The following is a 19,759-nucleotide window of genomic DNA, read 5'->3' on the forward strand; positions in this document are numbered from 1 at the left end:
ATGCAGTAACGAATATGGATTGAAACCTCACGGATATGGCTTCAAACCATTCAAAATTTCGATTCTTTTTTCTTTTCGTTCATTATTTACCATCTTTATAACTTCTAGCTAACAGTTCTTTTTGAAACTGTTGTTAATCATGGTAAAATTATGCGAACGCACCTCGTTAAGTCACTTTTTTTTCTTTTTATAATGGGCTATTGTTCTGTTGCTATTTCTCAGAACAAGATTATTGATAGTCTAAAGCTAGAATTACGCAATCATAAAACAAAAGATACAACACATGTTAATTTGCTGTATAGTTTGGCTTTTTCAAGTTTTCAAAGTGATTTAAAACTAACCCTATCTTGCTTAGAAGATGTGGTTGAATTAAGTGATAGTCTCAATTATACCAAAGGAAAGGCAAAGTCTAGTTATCTCTATGGGATTTTAGAAAACCGTAAATCTAATTATGCAAAAAGTTTAGAGCTATTTAAAAAATCACAAGAGTATTATGAATCAATAGGTGATAAAAATGGTATCGCAGCTACATACACAGCATTTGGCATCACTCATTTTGATTTGGCACAATATGATGAAGCTATAGAAGATTACAAGAAGGCCACAGAAATATACGAGAAACTTGGAAATGAACAAGAATTGATTCAAGGTTTAAATAGGGTAGCAAACATTTACACCAAGTTAGGTAACTATGATGAGGCCATTAATCAATATAAGCAAGTTATTGCAAGAGCTGATATTGTTGATGAACAAACGCTAAACATAACCTATTCCAATCTAGGTGTAGTGTATAGATATCAAGGTAAATACGCTAAAGCCATTGAATATTATAATAAATATCTCGATTCTAGGAAAAAAGATAATGACAAACTAGCCATAGCAAGAACATTAGGTAATTTAGGTGAATTATACATAGAATTAAATAAGGATGATATCGCATTAGATTATTTACAAGAGGCACTAGTTTATGCTACAGAAATGGATAACAAACCATCAATGGCTATCATTAACATGAATTTAGGTAATCTATATTTACGTAAGAAAGACTATGATAAGGCTTTAGTGTTTTTCAACAGGTCATTAGAAGTAAGCTTAGAAATCAATAAATTAGATACGGTTACCTTTTGTTACCATAACATAGGCGAAGCATATTTTTTCTTGGACAAACCTATAATTGCTCGAAATTATTTTGAAAAAGCTGTGGAACTTAATCAAAGAATAGGACACAAATTGGGATTGGCCCATAACTATTTGGGAATGTCACAAACTTTTATCAAACAAAAAGAATTTAGAAAAGGATTGGAATATGCTCTAAAAAGCAAAAAAAATGGTAATGAATTAGAGTCACTCGAAATTGAAAAAAAAGCTGAATATTTACAATCTCTAGCTTATGAAGGCTTGGGCAATTACAAAAAGGCTCTTTCTAGCCATCAACAGTATAAAGTATTGCATGATAGTCTGTTTAGCATTGAAAGCCTAGAAAAAATAGCGCGACTTGAAGCTGAATATAAATACAAACAAGCCTTAGACTCAGCAAACATTAGGGAGTTAAAACTCACAAAAACGGTTCAGGCAACATCCCAAGATTTACAAAAATCGCAGCGCAATTACCTTTGGGCAATTATCGGAGTATTGCTACTTTCCATTTTATTGGGAGCGATTATGTTTAATCAGAAATTGAAAAATGCAAAATCCAAGACGCAAACTGCAATTATAGAGCAAAAGCTATTGCGCTCTCAAATGACACCACATTTTATTTTTAATTCACTATCAGTGTTGCAGGGCATGATTTTAAATAAAGAAGATAAGAAATCTGTGCAATACCTTTCTAAATTCTCTAAACTCTTACGTATTACTTTAGAGAATTCTAGAGACAAAACGGTGTTGTTGTCTCAGGAACTTACTGCTGTCCAAGATTACTTAACACTTCAAAATTTAGAAAACGATACTTACGAGTGTACGATTCTGGTAGATAATTCTATCGATACTGAATTATTTCAAATACCACCAATGCTCATTCAGCCTTTTGTAGAAAATGCCATAGAACATGCTTTTGTTAATATGGATACTAACCCAAGAATAGATATAAAGTTGCGTTATGTAGATAAGAAATTGGTGTGTACAATAGCAGATAATGGAGTTGGCATTGATTATGAAAACGGTTCTAAGCGAAAAGATAAAAAGTCGTTAGCAACAACGATAACCTCGGAGCGATTAAAAATGTTGTCTAAAGATTTAGATATTAATGGTTCTGTACATATTGAAGACAGAAAACACTATAATGAACAAGGTACCATAGTAACATTGGTAATCCCTTATAAAAAAGAAGTCGCCTAATGCAATCAATCATAGTAGAAGATAAAGCCTATATAAGAAAAGGATTACTTAATCTTTTAGAACTCGTTGATACAGATGTAAAAGTAGTAGGCGAGTGCGAATCTGTAAAAGAAGCGGTTATTGTAGCCAATGCTTGCAAGCCAGAACTGATTTTCTTGGATATTAACCTAATTGATGGCGATGCATTTGAATTTTTAGAACAAACACAACACCTTAATTTTAAAGTCATTTTTATTACGGCTTATGAAGCGTTTGCTTTAAAGGCTCTAAAAATGGGTGCTGTGGATTACCTTTTAAAACCTGTTGATATTGAAGAGTTAAAAGTAGCGCTCAATAAAGTGAAACAGTTAACCGTTATTGAACAAAAGGAGCAGATTAATGTTGCAAAACAAGTTTGGAACACAAAGGGTAATCAACTAATATTATCACTTCAAGATAGTTTTCAGGTCGTGGATTTAGATGCGTTAATGTATTGCGAGTCCGATAAAGGATATACCACGTTTTATTGCAATAATGGTAAAAAGTATTTGGTTTCAAAAACATTAAAAGTATTTGAAGCGCGTTTAAACGATGCTAATTTTATAAGGTCACACCAATCGTTTATGGTGAATCTAAAATTCATAGATAAATATGATAAATCTGGTGTGATTCATCTTAAGAACGGTAAAAAAATTCCTGTGTCTTCCCGTAAAAAAGATCAGTTTGTTTCCGCTTTTCTAAATCGAAATTCAGACTAAAATAACAGCTCTTTTTGAGTATTCAATTGATTTGTAACATCAGTTTGAGTGTTCCGTCAGTAAATGTTGGGATATATCAAGAACTAGTTGACATGCGAAATACATAGTTTCACGAATATTTTCTATACTATCACGCTTATTGATTAATAAGTATTGGAAATAGTTTTGGTATTTTTTTCTTCACAATTGTAACATACATTTATTCTATAAACCTAAAGTAGAATGAATTACAATGTCCCAAAACATAACAAGATGAGCTTGTTTTTAGCCATTATCGTTACTTCAACATTATTAGTGTCCTGTAGCGATTCTATAAGCAACCTTCCTGCAACCAAAGAAGGCTTTACAGAAATTGAAAACAAACTGAAAAGTAAATTTGGCGATGACGCCTATTACACCGATTTAACAATTAGCTATAATAAATCTATAGGCAATATTATAGGTGTTACCGTTACAGAAAACCCAGAATCGTTAAAAATGGGTCAATGGAATCTTACTCAAGATACATGGCAACAAAATTCTGATATTATAGTAGAAGTACCGAATGGTACAAAAGCAAGTGATTATATGTTTCAATTAGGTAAAACTATTAGTCTATCTAAACTAGGTGAGCTCGTGGAAGCATCTGTTCAGAAGCTTAAGGACGAAAAACAACTTAACAATCCAACCTTGAGTATTGCCGCTTTAAATTTTCCAGATACAGGTGATATCTCAAAAGCCAAGTACATGATTAACCTTAAACCAGAAAACGGAGGCACCACCTTTAGTTTTTACTATACCTTAAATGGCGACCTTATTAAAATGGATTAATAATCCGATAAAATAACAACAAATTTACTTGAACCTTAAAATCAAAATAAAATGAAAAAACAACTACTTATTTTAATAACACTTTGTGTTTCCACAATTGGTTTTTCCCAATCTGTTGGCGACCAATTCATAGATAATTTTATAACCTATGAGATTACTTCATTAACACCTAATACTGTAATGACAAGAGATTATGATTTTAGTGGAGGCGGCAGTGAAGTAATTATTCCAGCTACGGTTGACTATAGTAATACAACTTTTGATGTAACTATAATTCACACTAATTCATTTAATATTTTAAATAACGAATTAACTAAAGTAGTAATTCCAAACTCTGTTGTTGAAATTAGATCTGGGGCATTTTTTGGTAACTCATTTACAAGTATAGTCATTCCTAGCAGTGTCACATTTATTCAGTCTCAAGCCTTTGCAGGTAATAACGCTTTAACTTGCGTGGTTTCAGAAGCTACCACACCACCAACAATATTTACTGGAGGTAATTCAGATACTTTTGGTGATCTCAGTTTTGGAACACGTAGCAATATAAATGTAGTCGTGCCTAGTGGAACAAGTACTACCTATGCGAATGCAACATGGACGGGTTTTCAATCACTAACAGAAGGATTGAGTGTTAACGATACTTTTATAACGGATTCCATAACGTTTAGAGTAACCTCTACATCGCCTGCTACTGTTGAGGTTACTGATTATGATACCACTGGAGGTACTATTGTAAATATTCCAGAAACAGTTACAGCAAGTTGTAGCAAAGTATTCACAGTTACTGCTATTGGAAATCAGGCATTTCAAGGTAATGGTCTAATAGATGTGACAATTCCTGATAGTGTAACTACAATTGGTGTTTATGCTTTTTTTCAAAATTCAATAACTAATGTTGTGTTATCCAATAGTATTACAGATATTGGTTTAGGTGTTTTTGAAAATAACAACCTAACTGATGTAACTATACCTAATGGTGTTACTAATATAGGTTTAGGAGCTTTTAAAAATAATGACCTAACAGATATTACCTTACCTAGCAGTATAACTAGTATCAGTAATCAAGCTTTTAGAGGAAATCCTCTAAATAATATTATTTCTATAAGTGCAGTACCACCATCAATTACCACAGGAGGTAGTAATGATTCTTTCTCAAGCAACCGAAGTAATATTAACTTAGTTATAACAAATAATTCAACAGAAGAGTATGTTACAGATTCTGGTGCATTATGGACAGGTTTTAAAATGGTTTTTGAAGCTACGTCTCCAACAACAGTTGAAGTTTCACATTACGACCCAGCTAATGGCACCAATGTAGTCATACCCTCAACAGTTACGGCAGGTTCTAACATTTTTGATGTAAATAGGATTGATGATTCTGCATTTGAAAACATAGGTCTTACAAGTGTAATTATTCCTGATAGTGTTATTGAAATAGGAATTTCGGCATTTAATACAAATAACTTAACCAGTGTAACCATATCAGATAGTGTTACACTTATTGGTACCACTGCTTTTGCAACTAATTCTATTACAAATCTTTCCTTAGGAGCTAATGTCACTGATATAGGTATTGGTGCTTTTGTAGATAATAATTTGTCAAATGTTACCATCCCTAGTAATGTTACATTTATTGGGTTGTTGGCTTTTGGTAATAACCCATTAGCTAGCGTAACCTCATTAGCCACAACACCGCCAACAATCACAACTGGTACTAATGATACATTTGCTTTTGATCGTAGTAATATTGCTTTACACATTCCACCAGGCACTATGGGTGCTTACGTTACAGATCCAGGGGCTTTATGGACAGGTTTTAACCCTGTTACCGAAGATGCTTTAAGTATTGATGAGTTTGAGTTAAGCAATACGGTAAAGATAATTACCCAACAAAGCAGATTAGAAATAGTTACAAATGAAGTTTTACAATTAAACCGTTATGAAGTCTATGCGCTCACTGGTGCTAAAATAGCTACTGGTAATACCTTCAATATTTCAACTGAAACTTGGGCGAAAGGCATTTATATCCTAAAGTTGAATTTTGATAGAGGTACTGTAGTAAAAAAGGTTATTGTTAAATAACTATTTATCGATGACAAAGCTGATAAATAAATATAAGTTAGAGTTATTTTTGACTTTATTCTATGTGCTTATAGTAGTTTTTATTATTGGCCTGTAACTACATCATAAAAAAGTCACAATTTTAAAGAATTGATTATCGAGGGATTATTAATTTTATAATTGTGGCTTTTTTACTTTTGAAGGTCTTTTTTAATAACCAACAATCATTAAAACTCAAGAAATTACTAATGATTAATTATAACAACCGAACCTTTGTTCCAATTCAAAATTCAGAAAACGGAGAAACATCAAATGAAACTATTTTTCTGTACAAGCAAGTTGGAAACATATTGACCTCAGAATACTCTGACGGAAGAATAAAGAAAGGCCATTTAATCGGAATTGTTGATGAAAACGGCAACATTGATATGCGTTACCATCAAATCAATGAAAAAGGCGAGTTGATGACAGGCATTTGTAAATCAAAACCAGAGATTCTAGAGAATGGTAAAATACGACTACATGAAAGTTGGCAATGGACGTCTGGACACAAATCTAAAGGCAAATCGATATTAGAAGAACAATAGAACCTTTTGAGAATTTTGACAAAATTCGTCACTTCGAGTGAATTTTTCGATTGAAATGAGAAAAATTTGTATCGAGAAGCGGTATTTAAAACATCAGTTTGTTCTTAATACAATTTGTCAGCTTCAATGAGGTGGCTTCGATTAAAATGAGTAAATAAGTGATAAAAAAACAAAAATATGATAACCTATCAAACTGAAAACAATTTATCTGCACTTGAGTTTAAAGCACTACTCATCAAATCAACCCTTGGCGAAAGACGACCAGTAGATGATTTTGAAAGAGTTGAAGCCATGGTCAATAATGCCAACCTAATCATTACTGCAAGAGATAAAGATAAACTCGTTGGTGTGGCAAGATCTGTAACCGATGTTGTGTATTGTACATACCTGTCAGATTTGGCAGTGGATTCAGCCTATCAAAAACAAGGCATAGGCAAGGAGTTGATTAGATTAACTAAACAAGCCACACCACAAGCCACAACTATTCTTTTAGCTGCACCAAAAGCAGTTGACTATTATCCGCATATTGGGATGACGCAACACAATGCCTGTTTTTTACTAACCGATGAAACCGATTTAAAGTAATGGAAGTACTCATAAATACTAATCTAGACACCATAAATTGGAAAGACATTTCAGAACTGTTCCAACTTGTAAATTGGGGAACGCGAGACCCTAAAGACATAGAAAAAGCATTCAAAAAAAGTGCGGTCACCTGTTTTATAAAAGACAAAGATGTTATTGTTGGCTTTGGCAGAACAGTAGATGATGGTCAATACTATGCGTTGCTCGTTGATGTCGTTGTGCATCCAAAATACCAATCTAAAGGCATAGGAACACAAATCGTTAATGCATTAAAAAACAGATTAAAAGGTTATAATTTTATCACATTGACGGCTGCACCAAACAAAGAAGGCTTTTATGAAAAAATCGGTTGGAAAAAGCAAACATCGGCTTACATATTCCCTAAAGACGATAAACAGTTTAAAGAGCATTGTGAGTCCTAAAAAATCTAAGAATGAAAAATGAAACCATAATTATAATAGCGCTATTAGCATTTTTTTCGGCTTGCAAAAATAGCTCAAAAGAAAGTGTGAGGAGTGATAATGTTGTTACTACCGATGTCACAAACTTCTGGAAAGCGTATGACCAAATCATAACTACCCAAGATTCTGTATTACAATATAAGTACTTAGATAGTTTGTATTTAGATAAAGGCACTGCAGGTTTAGAAGGTATTATAGAAGCAAGAAAATATACAGCAGAAGAATACATAAATGCCATTAATACCTATCCAAAATTTTGGAATTCAATTAGACAAAACACATTACAAATAGCTAAGGTTGGCACTCAACTAGAAGAGGGTATTGAAAAACTGAAAACCATCTATCCAGAACTAAAATCCGCAAAAATCTATTTCTCTATTGGTGCCTTTCGTACACCAGGCACAACGATTGATAGTTTGGTGCTGATTGGTTCAGAATTGGCAATGGCAGATACAAATACCAATACAAGTGAATTGCCTGAAAACCTATCGTATGTAAAATCATATTTTGCTACCAACCCCAAAAAAAATCTAGTGTTTTTAAACATCCACGAGTACGTGCATACACAACAAAAACCTAGGGTTTATAATTTATTATCTTCTGTTATATATGAAGGCGTTGCCGAATTTGTCACCGTAAAAGCACTAAACCAACCATCGCCAAATCCGCAAATTAAATTCGGAAAAAATAATGCCAACCGCATTAGAGAAGTCTTTGAAAATGAAATGTTTTACGTCGCTAATTTTGATAAATGGTTAAATGGAGATGCACCCAACGAATTTGGTATGCGAGATTTAGGCTATTATGTAGGCTATCAGATTTGTGAAAATTATTATAACCAAGCAGAAGATAAACAAGCAGCTATTAAAACAATGATAGAGCTCGATTACGAAAACGAGTCAGAAATTGAAGCGTTTGTTCAAAAAGCAGACTATTTTTCTGCTACTTTAGATGCGCTGGAACAAAATTTTGAAAGCAAACGACCAACAGTCGTAGGTATTGAGCAGTTTGAGAACAAGAGCCAAAATGTTAATCCAAAACTAAAAACCGTAACCATAAAATTTTCAGAAGCTTTAGATGGTTATCGCACTAGCGTTGATTTAGGGCCTTTGGGAAGAGATGCCTTCCCTAATGGAACATTAAACGGAAGAAAATGGACAAAGGACAACAAATCTTGGACAATTCCGGTTGATTTAGAGCCTAATAAAACCTATCAAATCTACATTACAAACAATTTTAGAACGTCAGACAACAGGCCTTTAAAGCCTTATTTAATAGAGTTTAAAACAGAAAATGAATAAATGTTACAGATGAAAAGAGTTATCATATTTTTTTGCTGTATAAGCATTGGTTGCAGTAATGTCGAAAACAATTCTAAATTAGAAAGCGATGAGGCGCGTACAATTTGGAATCAACAAAAAAGAGAACAGTATTTAAACAACCGAAACGATACGACAACTTGGGACAACCAAATGCTTGAAAACGATAAGCAACTCATTGGTATTGGTGAATTTGGCCCATTTGAGATTGGTGTGTTCCCAGTGCCTAAGTATGAGCTTTTAGGGAAAAATAGCTTTAAAGGCCTAGGCAATAAAACTGAGGATTTTAAAGTTGGCAACAAAACAGTGGTAATGAATAGTTTTTTTGTGGCAAAAAATGAAATCAATAAAAAACGACTAGGCGATAAGCATAACGACGTGTTTTTTCAACTTTTGGTGCTAACCGATACCTTAGATACTGAAAATTACAACCTCAATAAAAACATAGCCATATCTCGAAATCATCCCGATTATCTGGCTCAGGGATTTGTAAAAACAAAAACGACCACCATTGATTATGTAGCTTTTAAAACTGCTGAAGGCGATGACTACGCTATTATAAATACGCGATTATTCCATCTCAATTTTGGTAAAACCATAGGTATTGCACCACAAAAAGATGGTACATTCAGGTCTTTTCAAATTAAAAGCCCACAATTAACTTCTGAAACTATTATAAACTTTACGGAAAGTCTAACCAAAGATGATGATGTGGTTACCTTTTTCAATCAAAAAGGAGCTATTTAAAAAGTAAAAATGACTCGAGTGAAAAGCCATCTTAAACAAATAAATAACACATTCTTTATTTTTTTGTTCCTATTAATTACTGCCAATACAATTTATTGTCAAAATTATAGCGTTTACAAATCAAAAATAGATACCGCTTTTGTATCTACACGTTTGGGTTACGAAAAAAAGATATCCGTTCTTCTACCTAACGATTGGCAAAAAAATAACCCAAAGCAATATCCACTAATTATAATTTTTGATCAACAAAATAAAAGAAGCCACAACCAGATCATTAACACCATAGATTATTTAACGGCTTCGGAACAAATGCCTCGCGCAATTATAATCAGTATTGAGTCCGACAATTCCAGAAGAATAAGTGAAGCAAAAAGCCCCAAATCATCTACAAGCGGAAAAGCACATCTAAATGAAAAATTCCTCTTTGAGGAAGTTATTGCTCTAGCAGAATCAAAATACAAGGCAAATTCGTTTAGGTTGTTAATTGGCCACTCATGGTATGGACATTTTACCACAGCGATGTTTACAAAATATAGTGATAGCCTTTCCGCAGTTATAGCTCTAGATCCTTTTTTTAACCAAAAAAATGTATCTTTAATGGATTCCATATCTGCATTAAAAACCCATAACATAATCCATACGAAATATTATCGCTATGCCATTGGTAAGGATTATCCCGAGGACTACGCATCTATTAAAACAGCTGAAAAACAATTCAAAAATTCAAAAATAGATATCAAAGGCACCTATTTTCCCAGAGCTTTTCATCACGCAGTGCCAGGATTGGGCATTGCAGAGGCACTATACGACATATTTGAGTATTGGTCCATAGAACAATTTGCTTTTTTTGAACCTTTAAACTCTAGCATCGATGTGTTTTTTCAATCAAAACAAAATGTCAAAAATCATTATGGTACTAACTTAGATTTTTCATTAGGCATATTAAACGGAAAAGGGTGGTTTTTTTATAACAATAACGATTATAAAAATGCTATTGAAGCATGGGAGTTATTACTGTTATCTTATCCCAATTTTTCTGAAGGTTATTTGTACATTATGGATGCACAAATGGTATTGAATCAAGATATTACGGATACTATAGAACGCTTTAATGCATCATTGGCAAACTCTCAATTCTATTCTGAAAAAGAAAAAAATGACTTAATAAAAGAACTCGAAAGTCTAAAAAAATAAACCAGATGAAAATCTGCATCGCATAAACCCAATCCATAAAAGGAAACATTCAAAAAAATATTGAAAATCATTTACGATTTGTAGAACGTGCAATAAAATTAAATGCAGATATTATCATATTTCCAAAATTATCTATAACCAATTACGAACCTCAATTAGCCAAAGCACTGGCCACAAAAGTAGAGGATAAGCTATTTAATCCCTTTCAGGAGCTATCTAACAAAAATGAAATCGTCATTGGTGTTGGTATGCCAATAATGGCGACTGGTGGAATTCAAATCAGTTTGCTCATATTTCAACCTAACAAAGCACGTTCGGTCTATTCTAAACAAATATTACACGCAGATGAATTGCCCTACTTTGTAAATGGCGATAAGCAAACTATTTTTACTATTAAAGAAAAGAAGATTGCTTTCGGTATTTGCTATGAAACACTTCAAGAAGCGCATTTTGTAAATGCTATAAAAAAACAGGCTGATGTTTATATCGCTAGTGTTGCTAAGCCTCAAACAGGCATAGACAAAGCCAATCAGTTCTTTTCTAAAATGACAAAAACCTATAGCATACCCATCATAATGGCTAATTGTGTTGGTCCCTGCGATAATTTTATAAGTGCAGGTCAAAGTACAGTTTGGAATGCAAAAGGCGAGCGAGTTTCTCAATTAGATACCACACATCAAGGTATTCTTATTTATGATACTGAAACAGGACATTCAGAAAAAGAACAGCTCACTATTGAAAAAGGCACTCTTGCAGATTTAGATGTTCTATTTCAAATGTATAACAAAGCAAAAGACCGGTTAGAAAATGACAAAATTTATCAATGGACAAACAATTACCCCAAAAGCTCGATTATTAAAAATGACCTTGAAAGTAAGGTATTATATGTCCTGAAAAATAATGACAGAATCATTGGTGCCATAAACATTAGTGAACTTCAAGAGCCTGAATACAAAACGATAGATTGGCAATTTAATGATGCTAAGGTATTGGTAATTCACAGACTCGTTGTTCATCCTAACAGTCAAAATAAAGGTTTTGCTAAACTATTGATGGATTTTGCAGAAGCATTCGGAAGGCAAAACAACTACACGTCTATTCGATTAGATGCATATACCCAGAACAAACCCGTTGTTACGTTTTATAAAAATCGAGATTACGTTGTTAGAGGTCATATTTATTTCCCAGAGCGAAAGTATCCATTTTATGCTATGGAAAAAGCCCTAACTTAAATATGCTGGTCTACCAAAATGGCATTACCATCAGGATCTAAGATTACAAAACTTGCAGGTCCGGACTCTGGAGCGTCAATTTCACTGGCAAAGGTGATACCTTTAGCTTTTAAATGTTTTTGAATGTCCCTAACATCATCAAAGCTGTCTAAGGTATTAGCCTCCTGATCCCAGCCAGGATTAAACGTAAGGATATTATTTTCAAACATACCTTGAAACAAACCAATCAATGTGGACTCATTTTTCATGATGAGGTAATTTTTGTCCAGATCACCTGCAAATACAGTAAAGCCTAAGGTTTCGTAAAAAGCTTTTGAAGCGTTAAGGTCTTTAACCGCGAGACTGATTGAGAATGCACCGAGTTTCATAGTGTTTTGATTTTAGTTAGTTCTTGTCTTACAAGGTATGAAATGTTATTGTCAATACGTTAGTTCTCGATACTATTTGCTCGCACACTCACAAATCACTCGAACTGACGATTTAAGTTTGATTGTTATGCGTTTCGTCACTTCGAGTGATTCCGAAGCATGAGGAATTGTATCGAGAAGCATTATAGCAAATAGTTTTCGATAGCTCTACTGAGCTTGAAGAAATACAAATTTTATTATTCTAATCGAACAATCTACACAAAGTTGCTAATTGCCATTTAGTAACACTGGCTTTCCAAAACCTAAAGCCTCCAATTTATCCAATTGTGTGGCAGCATCGCCAACAATTAAATATACCATTTGGTTGGGTTTAATGTATTTTTCAATTAGCATTTTAACATCATCAACGGTCAGTGCTTTTACCATGTTTTCTTGTGCTTTAGCGTAGTCATCTGCATAGCCATAGTTACTAATATTGCTGAGCATGTTAAGTTTGGCACCAAGTGTTTCAAAAGCTCTGGCCGTACTTTTTATGGTATAGCCTTTAGTGATGTCTAAGTCTTCCTCGTTATAATTTTTTCCGTAGTCTTCTAAAATTTGTTTTACGAGATCGGTTGCTTCATAAGTGACATTAGTACGTATACCACTACTTATGGTAAACTCACCAATATATTCTGAACCAGAAAAGCCAGATCGGATACCATAGGTGTACCCTTTACCTTCGCGTAATTGCTGTGTGAGCTGTGAGGCGAAACTACCTCCACCTAAGCGATAATTCATAACATTGGCAAGGTAATAGTCGTTGTGCGTGGCTTTTAACGATGGATAGCCAAAACGAATTACAGATTGCTTGGCACCAGGTACATCATAGAAGTAAACCGTTGATTGTTCTGGATACAATGGCATTGGTAATTCCGGAATTTCAATGGCTTTGGATTCCCACTGCGTATTGATGTTGTCCAAAGCGTTTATAACCTCGGTTTCTGATATGGCACCAACAACATGCACATTGGTTAATTGCGGTGACAAGTTTTTATTGTAATACGATTTTAAATCGAAAATGTCAATGCTATGCACTGAGGCTTCGGTACCTCTGTTATTGTATGCTAAAATGTTATGATCTCCATACAATAGTTTTGAAAATTCATCTGCAGCAATGCTGTTAGGATTGGCTTTACTGCGTTGAATGCTACTTATGGTACTTTGCTTTAAAAGTTCAAATTCGGTCTCGTCCCAACGCGGTTCTAATAAGATTTCAGTAACCAAGTCCATGGTTTTATCAAAGTGCTTAGAAAGCGTTGTACCAGCAATGGTGATGTTATCTTCTGTGGCATAGGTATAGATACTTGCTCCAATGCTTTCAATGGCGTTTTCAAGTTCTTCGGTAGTCTTGTTTTTGGTGCCCTTTGTCATAAGGTCGGCTAATAGGTTAGAGACACCTACTTTGTCTTTGTTTTCTAATAATAAACCACCTGTTATTTGTATTTCAAATTGTACCAGAGGCACTTCGCTATTTTCGATGCCATACACTGAAATACCAGAGTCTAATTCTTTTTTCCAAACTTTTGGAATATTCAATTCTGGACTTGGTCCATAAGGCGGCTCAATACTTCTATCAAAACTACTTGGTGTTTTTTCGTAAGTAGCTGCTACACTCGGATCGAATGTGTCCTCTGCGCCTTCAATAATGTTTTCTTCTTTAATATCTGCCAATTGCGAATTGTCTAATACCAAATTCTTTTGACCTTTTGGTACAAAACTTGTTGCTACAAAATTCTTGTTTTTAATATACTTATTGTAAACGCGCATCACATCTTTAGGTGTTACAGCAAGTATGTTTTTTACATCTTGATTTATGAAATCTGGGTCACCTGCAAAGATTTCGTATTGTGCCAACTGAAACCCTTTGCCTAAAACGCTCGATAGGCCTTGGTAGAAATCCGTTTCTTGTCCTGCTTTAATACGATTAAGATCGTCTTCTGAAATACCATTAAGCTCAAAATCCTTAAAACCGTCTTTTATGGCAGATGCAACTGCGTTTAAATCCTTTTGGTCGAAGGCTGTAACACTGAGCATTAATTGGCCTGCCAATTCTGAATTGTTTTGATAAAATACAACATTATCTGTTAGCTTTTCGTCGTCGATAAGTACTTTGTTTAAAGGTGCTTTTTTCCCGTTAGATAAATAGTTAGTAAGCACACTTAGAGCATATGAATCTTTATGGTATTGAGGCACACCAGGCCAAGCCATAGTTAGTCGTGGAGCTCTAGCAAAATTGTCTTCGTAAAATAAGCGTTTGGTAGATTTTAAAGTTACGGGTTGCTTTTCTAATGCAGGAATGTCTTCGCCTCTGGGAATTTCGTCAAAATATTTTTTTACCCAAGCCTTGGTTTGTTCTACGTCAATATCGCCTGCAATGGTTAATGTAACGTTATTTGGTACATACCAACGTCTAAAAAATTCCTTGACGTCCTCTAAGGTGGCATTTTGTAAATCTTCGAGAGAGCCTATAACTTCCCAACTGTAAGGGTGGCCTTCAGGATATAAATTACTGTTAATCACAGCAGAATTATGTCCGTAAGGCTGATTGTCTACGCGCTGACGTTTTTCATTTTTAACGACTTCTTTTTCTTTTGCTAATACCGGTTCGGTAACCGTATTGATAAACCAACCTAATTTGTCTGCTTCTGCCCAGATCATTTTTTCTAAGGCATCTTTTGGTACGGTTTGAAAGTAATTGGTGCGATCTCTACTTGTAGAGCCATTGGCACCAGAACCACCTATACGTGCACTCATCTGGTCGAGGCCTCCTTTACCTAAATTTTCAGATTCTAAAAATAATAAGTGTTCAAAAAGGTGAGCAAAACCTGTTCTGCCTTCTTTTTCTCTTGCAGAACCTACGTGTGCGGTTAATGCCACTGCCGCAACAGGATCTGATCGGTCTACATGTAGTATAACTTGTAAGCCGTTGTCTAAAGTGAATTTTTCAAAATCGACTTTAAATTCTGGCGAAGTCTCTTTGGTGTCGTTCTGTTTGCAAGCAGATAGAGTTATTAAGACAAATAGACTTAGACATAAAGATTTGATTGGTTTCATAATGTATTTTGATTGATGATTGTTATAATTCGTACGCATTATTATTCACAAAGAAAACGGCATTCACCAAGAATAATTTTCCGTTTTCCCAAAAACTTCTAAACAAGGTGTTATCTACAAAATAGATGAAGCTGCCACTGCCTTTTCGTTCTTCACCAAAAACTAAAGTGTTTTCTAAATTTGGTAGTGCATCTTTACCAGCAAAACCAGAATACACTTTGGTGTCTGCTAAATGCCCAACGTTATAGCCGCTACCTAATAAATCATAAGCGGAACTGCCTAGTTTTAAGGTGAAATAATCTTTACTATAACCAAAAGCCATTGGATGTGTATTGTCTATTTTAGTTTTAAAGATAGCACCAGTAATAAGGTTGTTGGTATATTCGCGCTCGCGTTCAGCATAAGGTGTTAGATTGTCATTACTATTATTGTTGTCTGACGATTTGTACTTTAAACTAAAACCATCTTTACCAGCAAAACTTCTAAGTGCACCATCAATGGCAATAACTTTTCCGCCTGCTTGTACCCAATCCTTAATTTTCTGCATGTTAGTATCATTTAGCACACTTCCGTAATAGCCATTCGGAATGATAAGCACATTGTATTTGCTGAGGTTGGTTCTGCTTAAATTGTCTGTATTGATAGAAGTTAAAGGATAATGTAATTGTTGCTCAAAGAAATGCCAGATTTCACCATAACTCAAAGAAGAAGTGCCTTCGCCAGATAATACAGCAACGTTCTGCTTATTCACTAACTTAATGTCTGGCGAACCAATATCTGGTGTGGTTTGAGAAAATCCTGAGTTAATTTGAGTTAAATCTTGTTTATGTTTTTGTTTTAACTGGTTTAATAAGCCAAGAAAATCTTCAAGTTGTTTATTATCGCCTTGTGTGATAATTAATGAACCTCTATCAAATTTTTCACCATTAGAAGAGAATGGTTTTTCTGTAAATCTTACTTTAAAATCATGCTTTAGTAAATCTGCCAAAAACTGTGCGTCTTTTAGTGAATTCCATTTACTAACGTAGCCATAAGCCTTTGAAAGTACAGTAGGCATTTTACCTTCGTAAGTTTTAGTGCTACTGACTTTAGATGTACTGGCTAGAGCATCGAGACCGTAAGCATACGGGACAGACCAAGCCGTAATATCATAAGTTAGTGAGTCGTTTAATTTTGCGTTAGGCTCAAACAAAACTTTAATCATTTTGCCTTTTGGTTGATTGGTATGGATTACGAGAGAATTATTATCAACCGACATAGTACCTTGTTTGCCATTGGTATAGTCATAACCTGAAACTTTCCCATTATTAGCATTTTCAAATTTAATCTCGTGCTTATTTAGTAAGTTTTTTAGACTATTTATTTTGTCTTGGTTGCCTTTTACGACGTAGCTTTTATATTTTAAATCACTATTGTCAAAGAATTTTGCAAATTCAGTATTTAGTTGTTTTGCATTTTTTGAAGCCATTTCAACCGTTGAAAGTCCTGTAACCGTGTGATGCGTTAAACGTTCTACTAACGTTAGTACATGTCCTTCATCATTCAAAATGCCTAAGCCAGACATACCATGGCCACCTTGTTCATAAGTCATGCCAATAGCTCCCATGTATGTAGGGTAGGTGTCACCATAACTTGGATAAAACAAATCGAAACGTTCTCTGGTAAAGAATAACCAACCTTCTGCATCAAAATATTTAGCGTGGTTTTTTCCTATTAGCGTTTGAAAATCGCGTTGCCAATCGCTAATAATTTCATGGAAAGGTTCTGCCGCAGGTGCAAAATAATAGGGTTCATTTGGGCCTTGCTCATGAAAATCGACATGGATATGTGGCATCCATTTATTGTAAACTTTTAAGCGTTCTTGAGTTTCAATTTGTGTGACCCAAGCCCAATCTCTATTCAAATCAAATAGGTAATGATTTGGTCGTCCACCTGGCCAAGGTTCTTTGTGTTCGCTGGCTTGTTGATCAATGTCGTATGGTGTGCTTTTAGTTTCGTTGTACCAGTTTACATAACGATCGCGACCATCTGGATTAATACCTGGATCTATAATAACTACAGTGTTTTCTAACAAGTCTTTTCGTTCAGTGAGTAATTTGTACAGTGTTAACATTGCAGCTTCAGAACTCGATGCTTCGTTACCATGCACGTTGTAGCTTAACCAAACAATAGCAACATCAGTGTTGGTTGGGTTGCCTTCTAAAAGTCCAGTATTTTTTAAGTTATTCTCACAAATTGTTTCGAGATTTTTTATGTTTTCTTCAGAAGAAATATAAGCTAATATTAGCGCTCTGCGCTCATTTGTAGTTCCGTACTGTTCAATTTTTACATTATTGGGAACAGCCTCAGCAACAGACTTAAAATAATCTACAACTTGATGGTGACGACTAAATTGTGTGCCAATGTCGTATCCTAAAAATGTGCTAGGTGATTGAAGATTTTGTGCTGATGTTAAGGTTAAGCATCCAAAAGCGACCAATACGACTAAAAGAAGTTTTTGCATTAAATATGATATTTTTATTTCAAAGCTAGTAAAGATAGTTCGTGAAATTGAATTAACTAAAAATTAGCAGTTAAAAAATAGAAGTACCTTATATTTATGCCATAATAGTAATCTTTATGCCAACTGACTGTATTCCGTTTAGAGCAACCGGATATTTTTCTGATTTTATTTGTGATTATTTAGATCAAAAACCAGAATTAAAACCTCTGTATAACCGTTTCCCGACTTTAGAAAACTTTAAAGCTCAGATTGAAGAAAAGTGCCATTCTGAATTTGTTTCTGAATCTCATCGAAAGATTCTTTCTGAAACTTTAAAAAATCAATATTCAAACGTTAAGACTTCAGAATTAACTTTGAATAATATTGAAAGCTTAAAATCTGACAACACATTTACCATTACAACGGGTCATCAGTTAAACTTGTTTACAGGACCGTTGTATTTTTTATATAAGATTATTTCAACCATCAATTTAACTGAAGCATTAAAATCAGCATATCCTGATTATAATTTTGTGCCTGTGTATTGGATGGCTTCCGAAGATCATGATTTTGACGAAATCAATTATTTCAATTACAAAGGGAAAAAGATTCAGTGGAATTCTAAGCAAACAGGTGCTGTTGGTCATTTTAATACCAAAGGTTTAGAGGATGTCTATGAGGTTGTTGCGGCGGAATTTGGTTCTGGGACATTTGCAGAGCAATTAAAAACTTGGTTTAAGAATGCTTATCTCAATTATGATAATCTAGCAGATGCCACTCGGTATTTAGCAAATGCGTTGTTTGGTGCATATGGATTGGTAATTATTGATGCAGACGATAGAGAATTAAAGCGTTTGTTTATTCCGCAAATGCAAACGGAATTGGTTGAGCAGTCAGCTTTTAGAACAGTTTCTGAAACTAATAAAAAATTAGAGGATTTAGGTTTGAAAATTCAAGTAAATCCTAGGGAAATCAATTTGTTCTATATCTATGAAGGTTTGCGTGAGCGTATTGTCTTTGAAGATGATACATTTAAAGTCTTAGAAACCGAAATTACTTGGAATAAAGACGAACTTTTAGATCACTTACATGAATATCCTGAACGTTTTTCACCAAATGTCATTATGCGTCCTCTATACCAAGAAGTTATTCTTCCAAATTTGTGCTACATAGGCGGAGGCGGAGAAATGATTTACTGGTTACAGTTGAAATCTAATTTTGAAGCGCAAAACGTTACATTTCCGATGTTATTGCTGAGAAATTCAGCTTTAGTAAAAACAAAAAAACAAGCCGAAAAATTGGAGAAACTCAATATTTCCGATGCTGATTTGTTTTTGAATAGAAGTTCCTTTATTAATAAGAAGGTAAGACAGATTTCTAATATTGATGTTGATTTTTCAGATCAGATAACACATTTAGAACAGCAATTTAAGGACTTGTACCAATTAGCTGAACAAACAGATAAATCCTTTCTAGGAGCTGTAAAAGCTCAAGAAGTAAAGCAAATCAATGGATTGCAACATCTTGAAAAACGTCTGCTTAAAGCACAAAAACGAAAGTTGAAAGATCAAATAGAGCGTTGTACGGACTTACAAGAACAATTATTTCCAAGACAAAGCCTCCAAGAGCGTAATATTAATTTTTCTGAATTGTATCTTGAGTTTGGCGATGTTTTAATCCCAGAATTAAAGAAACATCTACAGCCTTTAAAAGGTGAGTTTACTATTATTACAATGTAGGCTT

15 protein-coding genes are annotated in these 19,759 nt (G+C 34.2%); 12 read left to right on the plus strand and 3 right to left on the minus strand.

Annotation, left to right across the window (positions count from 1 at the left end):
* Positions 1-150 precede the first annotated feature (150 nt).
* The 11 genes from FC091_RS12475 to FC091_RS15300 all read left to right on the plus strand — a co-directional run bounded on the left by FC091_RS12475 (position 151) and on the right by FC091_RS15300 (position 12,070).
* Positions 151-2,337: a tetratricopeptide repeat protein gene (locus tag FC091_RS12475; RefSeq protein ID WP_138434599.1), complete on the plus strand. Its 2,187-nt coding sequence runs from the start codon at positions 151-153 to the stop codon at positions 2,335-2,337.
* Positions 2,337-3,074, plus strand: a complete 738-nt coding sequence (locus tag FC091_RS12480) for a LytR/AlgR family response regulator transcription factor (RefSeq protein ID WP_138434600.1) — start codon at positions 2,337-2,339, stop codon at positions 3,072-3,074. The genes FC091_RS12475 and FC091_RS12480 overlap by 1 nt, the downstream gene beginning before the upstream one ends.
* 252 nt (positions 3,075-3,326) lie before the next feature.
* Positions 3,327-3,884: a hypothetical protein gene (locus FC091_RS12485; protein WP_138434601.1), complete on the plus strand. Its 558-nt coding sequence runs from the start codon at positions 3,327-3,329 to the stop codon at positions 3,882-3,884.
* A gap of 51 nt (positions 3,885-3,935) precedes the next feature.
* The gene (locus FC091_RS12490; RefSeq protein ID WP_138434602.1) at positions 3,936-5,966 is read left to right on the plus strand and encodes a leucine-rich repeat protein; all 2,031 of its coding nucleotides are present in this window, start codon (positions 3,936-3,938) and stop codon (positions 5,964-5,966) included.
* A 227-nt stretch (positions 5,967-6,193) separates the two neighbouring features.
* Complete coding sequence (locus FC091_RS12495; RefSeq protein ID WP_138434603.1) at positions 6,194-6,532, plus strand: n-acetylglutamate synthase; 339 nt, start codon at positions 6,194-6,196, stop codon at positions 6,530-6,532.
* 177 nt (positions 6,533-6,709) lie between these two features.
* Positions 6,710-7,117, plus strand: coding sequence for a GNAT family N-acetyltransferase (locus tag FC091_RS12500; protein ID WP_138434604.1), 408 nt, complete (start codon positions 6,710-6,712; stop codon positions 7,115-7,117).
* Positions 7,117-7,539, plus strand: a complete 423-nt coding sequence (locus FC091_RS12505; RefSeq protein WP_138434605.1) for a GNAT family N-acetyltransferase — start codon at positions 7,117-7,119, stop codon at positions 7,537-7,539. The genes FC091_RS12500 and FC091_RS12505 overlap by 1 nt, the downstream gene beginning before the upstream one ends.
* A gap of 11 nt (positions 7,540-7,550) precedes the next feature.
* Positions 7,551-8,879 carry a gliding motility protein GldB-related protein gene (locus FC091_RS12510; RefSeq protein WP_138434606.1) on the plus strand — a complete coding sequence of 443 codons (1,329 nt, stop codon included), beginning with the start codon at positions 7,551-7,553 and terminating at the stop codon, positions 8,877-8,879.
* A 9-nt stretch (positions 8,880-8,888) separates the two neighbouring features.
* Positions 8,889-9,644, plus strand: a complete 756-nt coding sequence (locus tag FC091_RS12515) for a hypothetical protein (RefSeq protein WP_138434607.1) — start codon at positions 8,889-8,891, stop codon at positions 9,642-9,644.
* Positions 9,645-9,653: 9 nt separating this feature from the next.
* Positions 9,654-10,838: an alpha/beta hydrolase-fold protein gene (locus FC091_RS12520; protein WP_138434608.1), complete on the plus strand. Its 1,185-nt coding sequence runs from the start codon at positions 9,654-9,656 to the stop codon at positions 10,836-10,838.
* A 47-nt stretch (positions 10,839-10,885) separates the two neighbouring features.
* The gene (locus FC091_RS15300; RefSeq protein ID WP_262708978.1) at positions 10,886-12,070 is read left to right on the plus strand and encodes a GNAT family N-acetyltransferase; all 1,185 of its coding nucleotides are present in this window, start codon (positions 10,886-10,888) and stop codon (positions 12,068-12,070) included.
* Here the strand turns inward: FC091_RS15300 and FC091_RS12535 are convergent.
* The 3 genes from FC091_RS12535 to FC091_RS12545 all read right to left on the minus strand — a co-directional run bounded on the left by FC091_RS12535 (position 12,067) and on the right by FC091_RS12545 (position 18,037).
* Positions 12,067-12,438, minus strand: a complete 372-nt coding sequence (locus FC091_RS12535; protein WP_138434609.1) for a VOC family protein — start codon at positions 12,436-12,438, stop codon at positions 12,067-12,069. The two genes, FC091_RS15300 and FC091_RS12535, sit on opposite strands and share 4 nt — an antisense overlap.
* A 267-nt stretch (positions 12,439-12,705) precedes the next feature.
* Positions 12,706-15,534, minus strand: coding sequence for a M16 family metallopeptidase (locus tag FC091_RS12540; RefSeq protein ID WP_138434610.1), 2,829 nt, complete (start codon positions 15,532-15,534; stop codon positions 12,706-12,708).
* Between the two features lie 22 nt (positions 15,535-15,556).
* Positions 15,557-18,037 (minus strand): M14 family metallopeptidase, encoded by a 2,481-nt coding sequence (locus FC091_RS12545; protein ID WP_138434611.1) that lies wholly within the window; start codon positions 18,035-18,037, stop codon positions 15,557-15,559.
* A gap of 116 nt (positions 18,038-18,153) precedes the next feature.
* Between FC091_RS12545 and bshC the strand changes: the two genes are divergently transcribed.
* Complete coding sequence (gene bshC / locus FC091_RS12550; protein ID WP_138434612.1) at positions 18,154-19,755, plus strand: bacillithiol biosynthesis cysteine-adding enzyme BshC; 1,602 nt, start codon at positions 18,154-18,156, stop codon at positions 19,753-19,755.
* Positions 19,756-19,759: the final 4 nt, after the last annotated feature.

The organism is Winogradskyella algicola (genome assembly GCF_005869935.1).
Lineage (GTDB): Bacteria > Bacteroidota > Bacteroidia > Flavobacteriales > Flavobacteriaceae > Winogradskyella > Winogradskyella algicola.

What these genes read in the sequence shown, in the direction of transcription:
- FC091_RS12475 (WP_138434599.1), top strand. Translation starts at nt 151, where the DNA reads ATGCGAACGCACCTCGTTAAGTCACTTTTTTTTCTTTTTATAATGGGC.
- FC091_RS12480 (WP_138434600.1), top strand. Translation starts at nt 2,337, where the DNA reads ATGCAATCAATCATAGTAGAAGATAAAGCCTATATAAGAAAAGGATTA.
- FC091_RS12485 (WP_138434601.1), top strand. Translation starts at nt 3,327, where the DNA reads ATGAGCTTGTTTTTAGCCATTATCGTTACTTCAACATTATTAGTGTCC.
- FC091_RS12490 (WP_138434602.1), top strand. Translation starts at nt 3,936, where the DNA reads ATGAAAAAACAACTACTTATTTTAATAACACTTTGTGTTTCCACAATT.
- FC091_RS12495 (WP_138434603.1), top strand. Translation starts at nt 6,194, where the DNA reads ATGATTAATTATAACAACCGAACCTTTGTTCCAATTCAAAATTCAGAA.
- FC091_RS12500 (WP_138434604.1), top strand. Translation starts at nt 6,710, where the DNA reads ATGATAACCTATCAAACTGAAAACAATTTATCTGCACTTGAGTTTAAA.
- FC091_RS12505 (WP_138434605.1), top strand. Translation starts at nt 7,117, where the DNA reads ATGGAAGTACTCATAAATACTAATCTAGACACCATAAATTGGAAAGAC.
- FC091_RS12510 (WP_138434606.1), top strand. Translation starts at nt 7,551, where the DNA reads ATGAAAAATGAAACCATAATTATAATAGCGCTATTAGCATTTTTTTCG.
- FC091_RS12515 (WP_138434607.1), top strand. Translation starts at nt 8,889, where the DNA reads ATGAAAAGAGTTATCATATTTTTTTGCTGTATAAGCATTGGTTGCAGT.
- FC091_RS12520 (WP_138434608.1), top strand. Translation starts at nt 9,654, where the DNA reads ATGACTCGAGTGAAAAGCCATCTTAAACAAATAAATAACACATTCTTT.
- FC091_RS12535 (WP_138434609.1), bottom strand. Translation starts at nt 12,438, where the DNA reads ATGAAACTCGGTGCATTCTCAATCAGTCTCGCGGTTAAAGACCTTAAC.
- FC091_RS12540 (WP_138434610.1), bottom strand. Translation starts at nt 15,534, where the DNA reads ATGAAACCAATCAAATCTTTATGTCTAAGTCTATTTGTCTTAATAACT.
- FC091_RS12545 (WP_138434611.1), bottom strand. Translation starts at nt 18,037, where the DNA reads ATGCAAAAACTTCTTTTAGTCGTATTGGTCGCTTTTGGATGCTTAACC.
- bshC (WP_138434612.1), top strand. Translation starts at nt 18,154, where the DNA reads ATGCCAACTGACTGTATTCCGTTTAGAGCAACCGGATATTTTTCTGAT.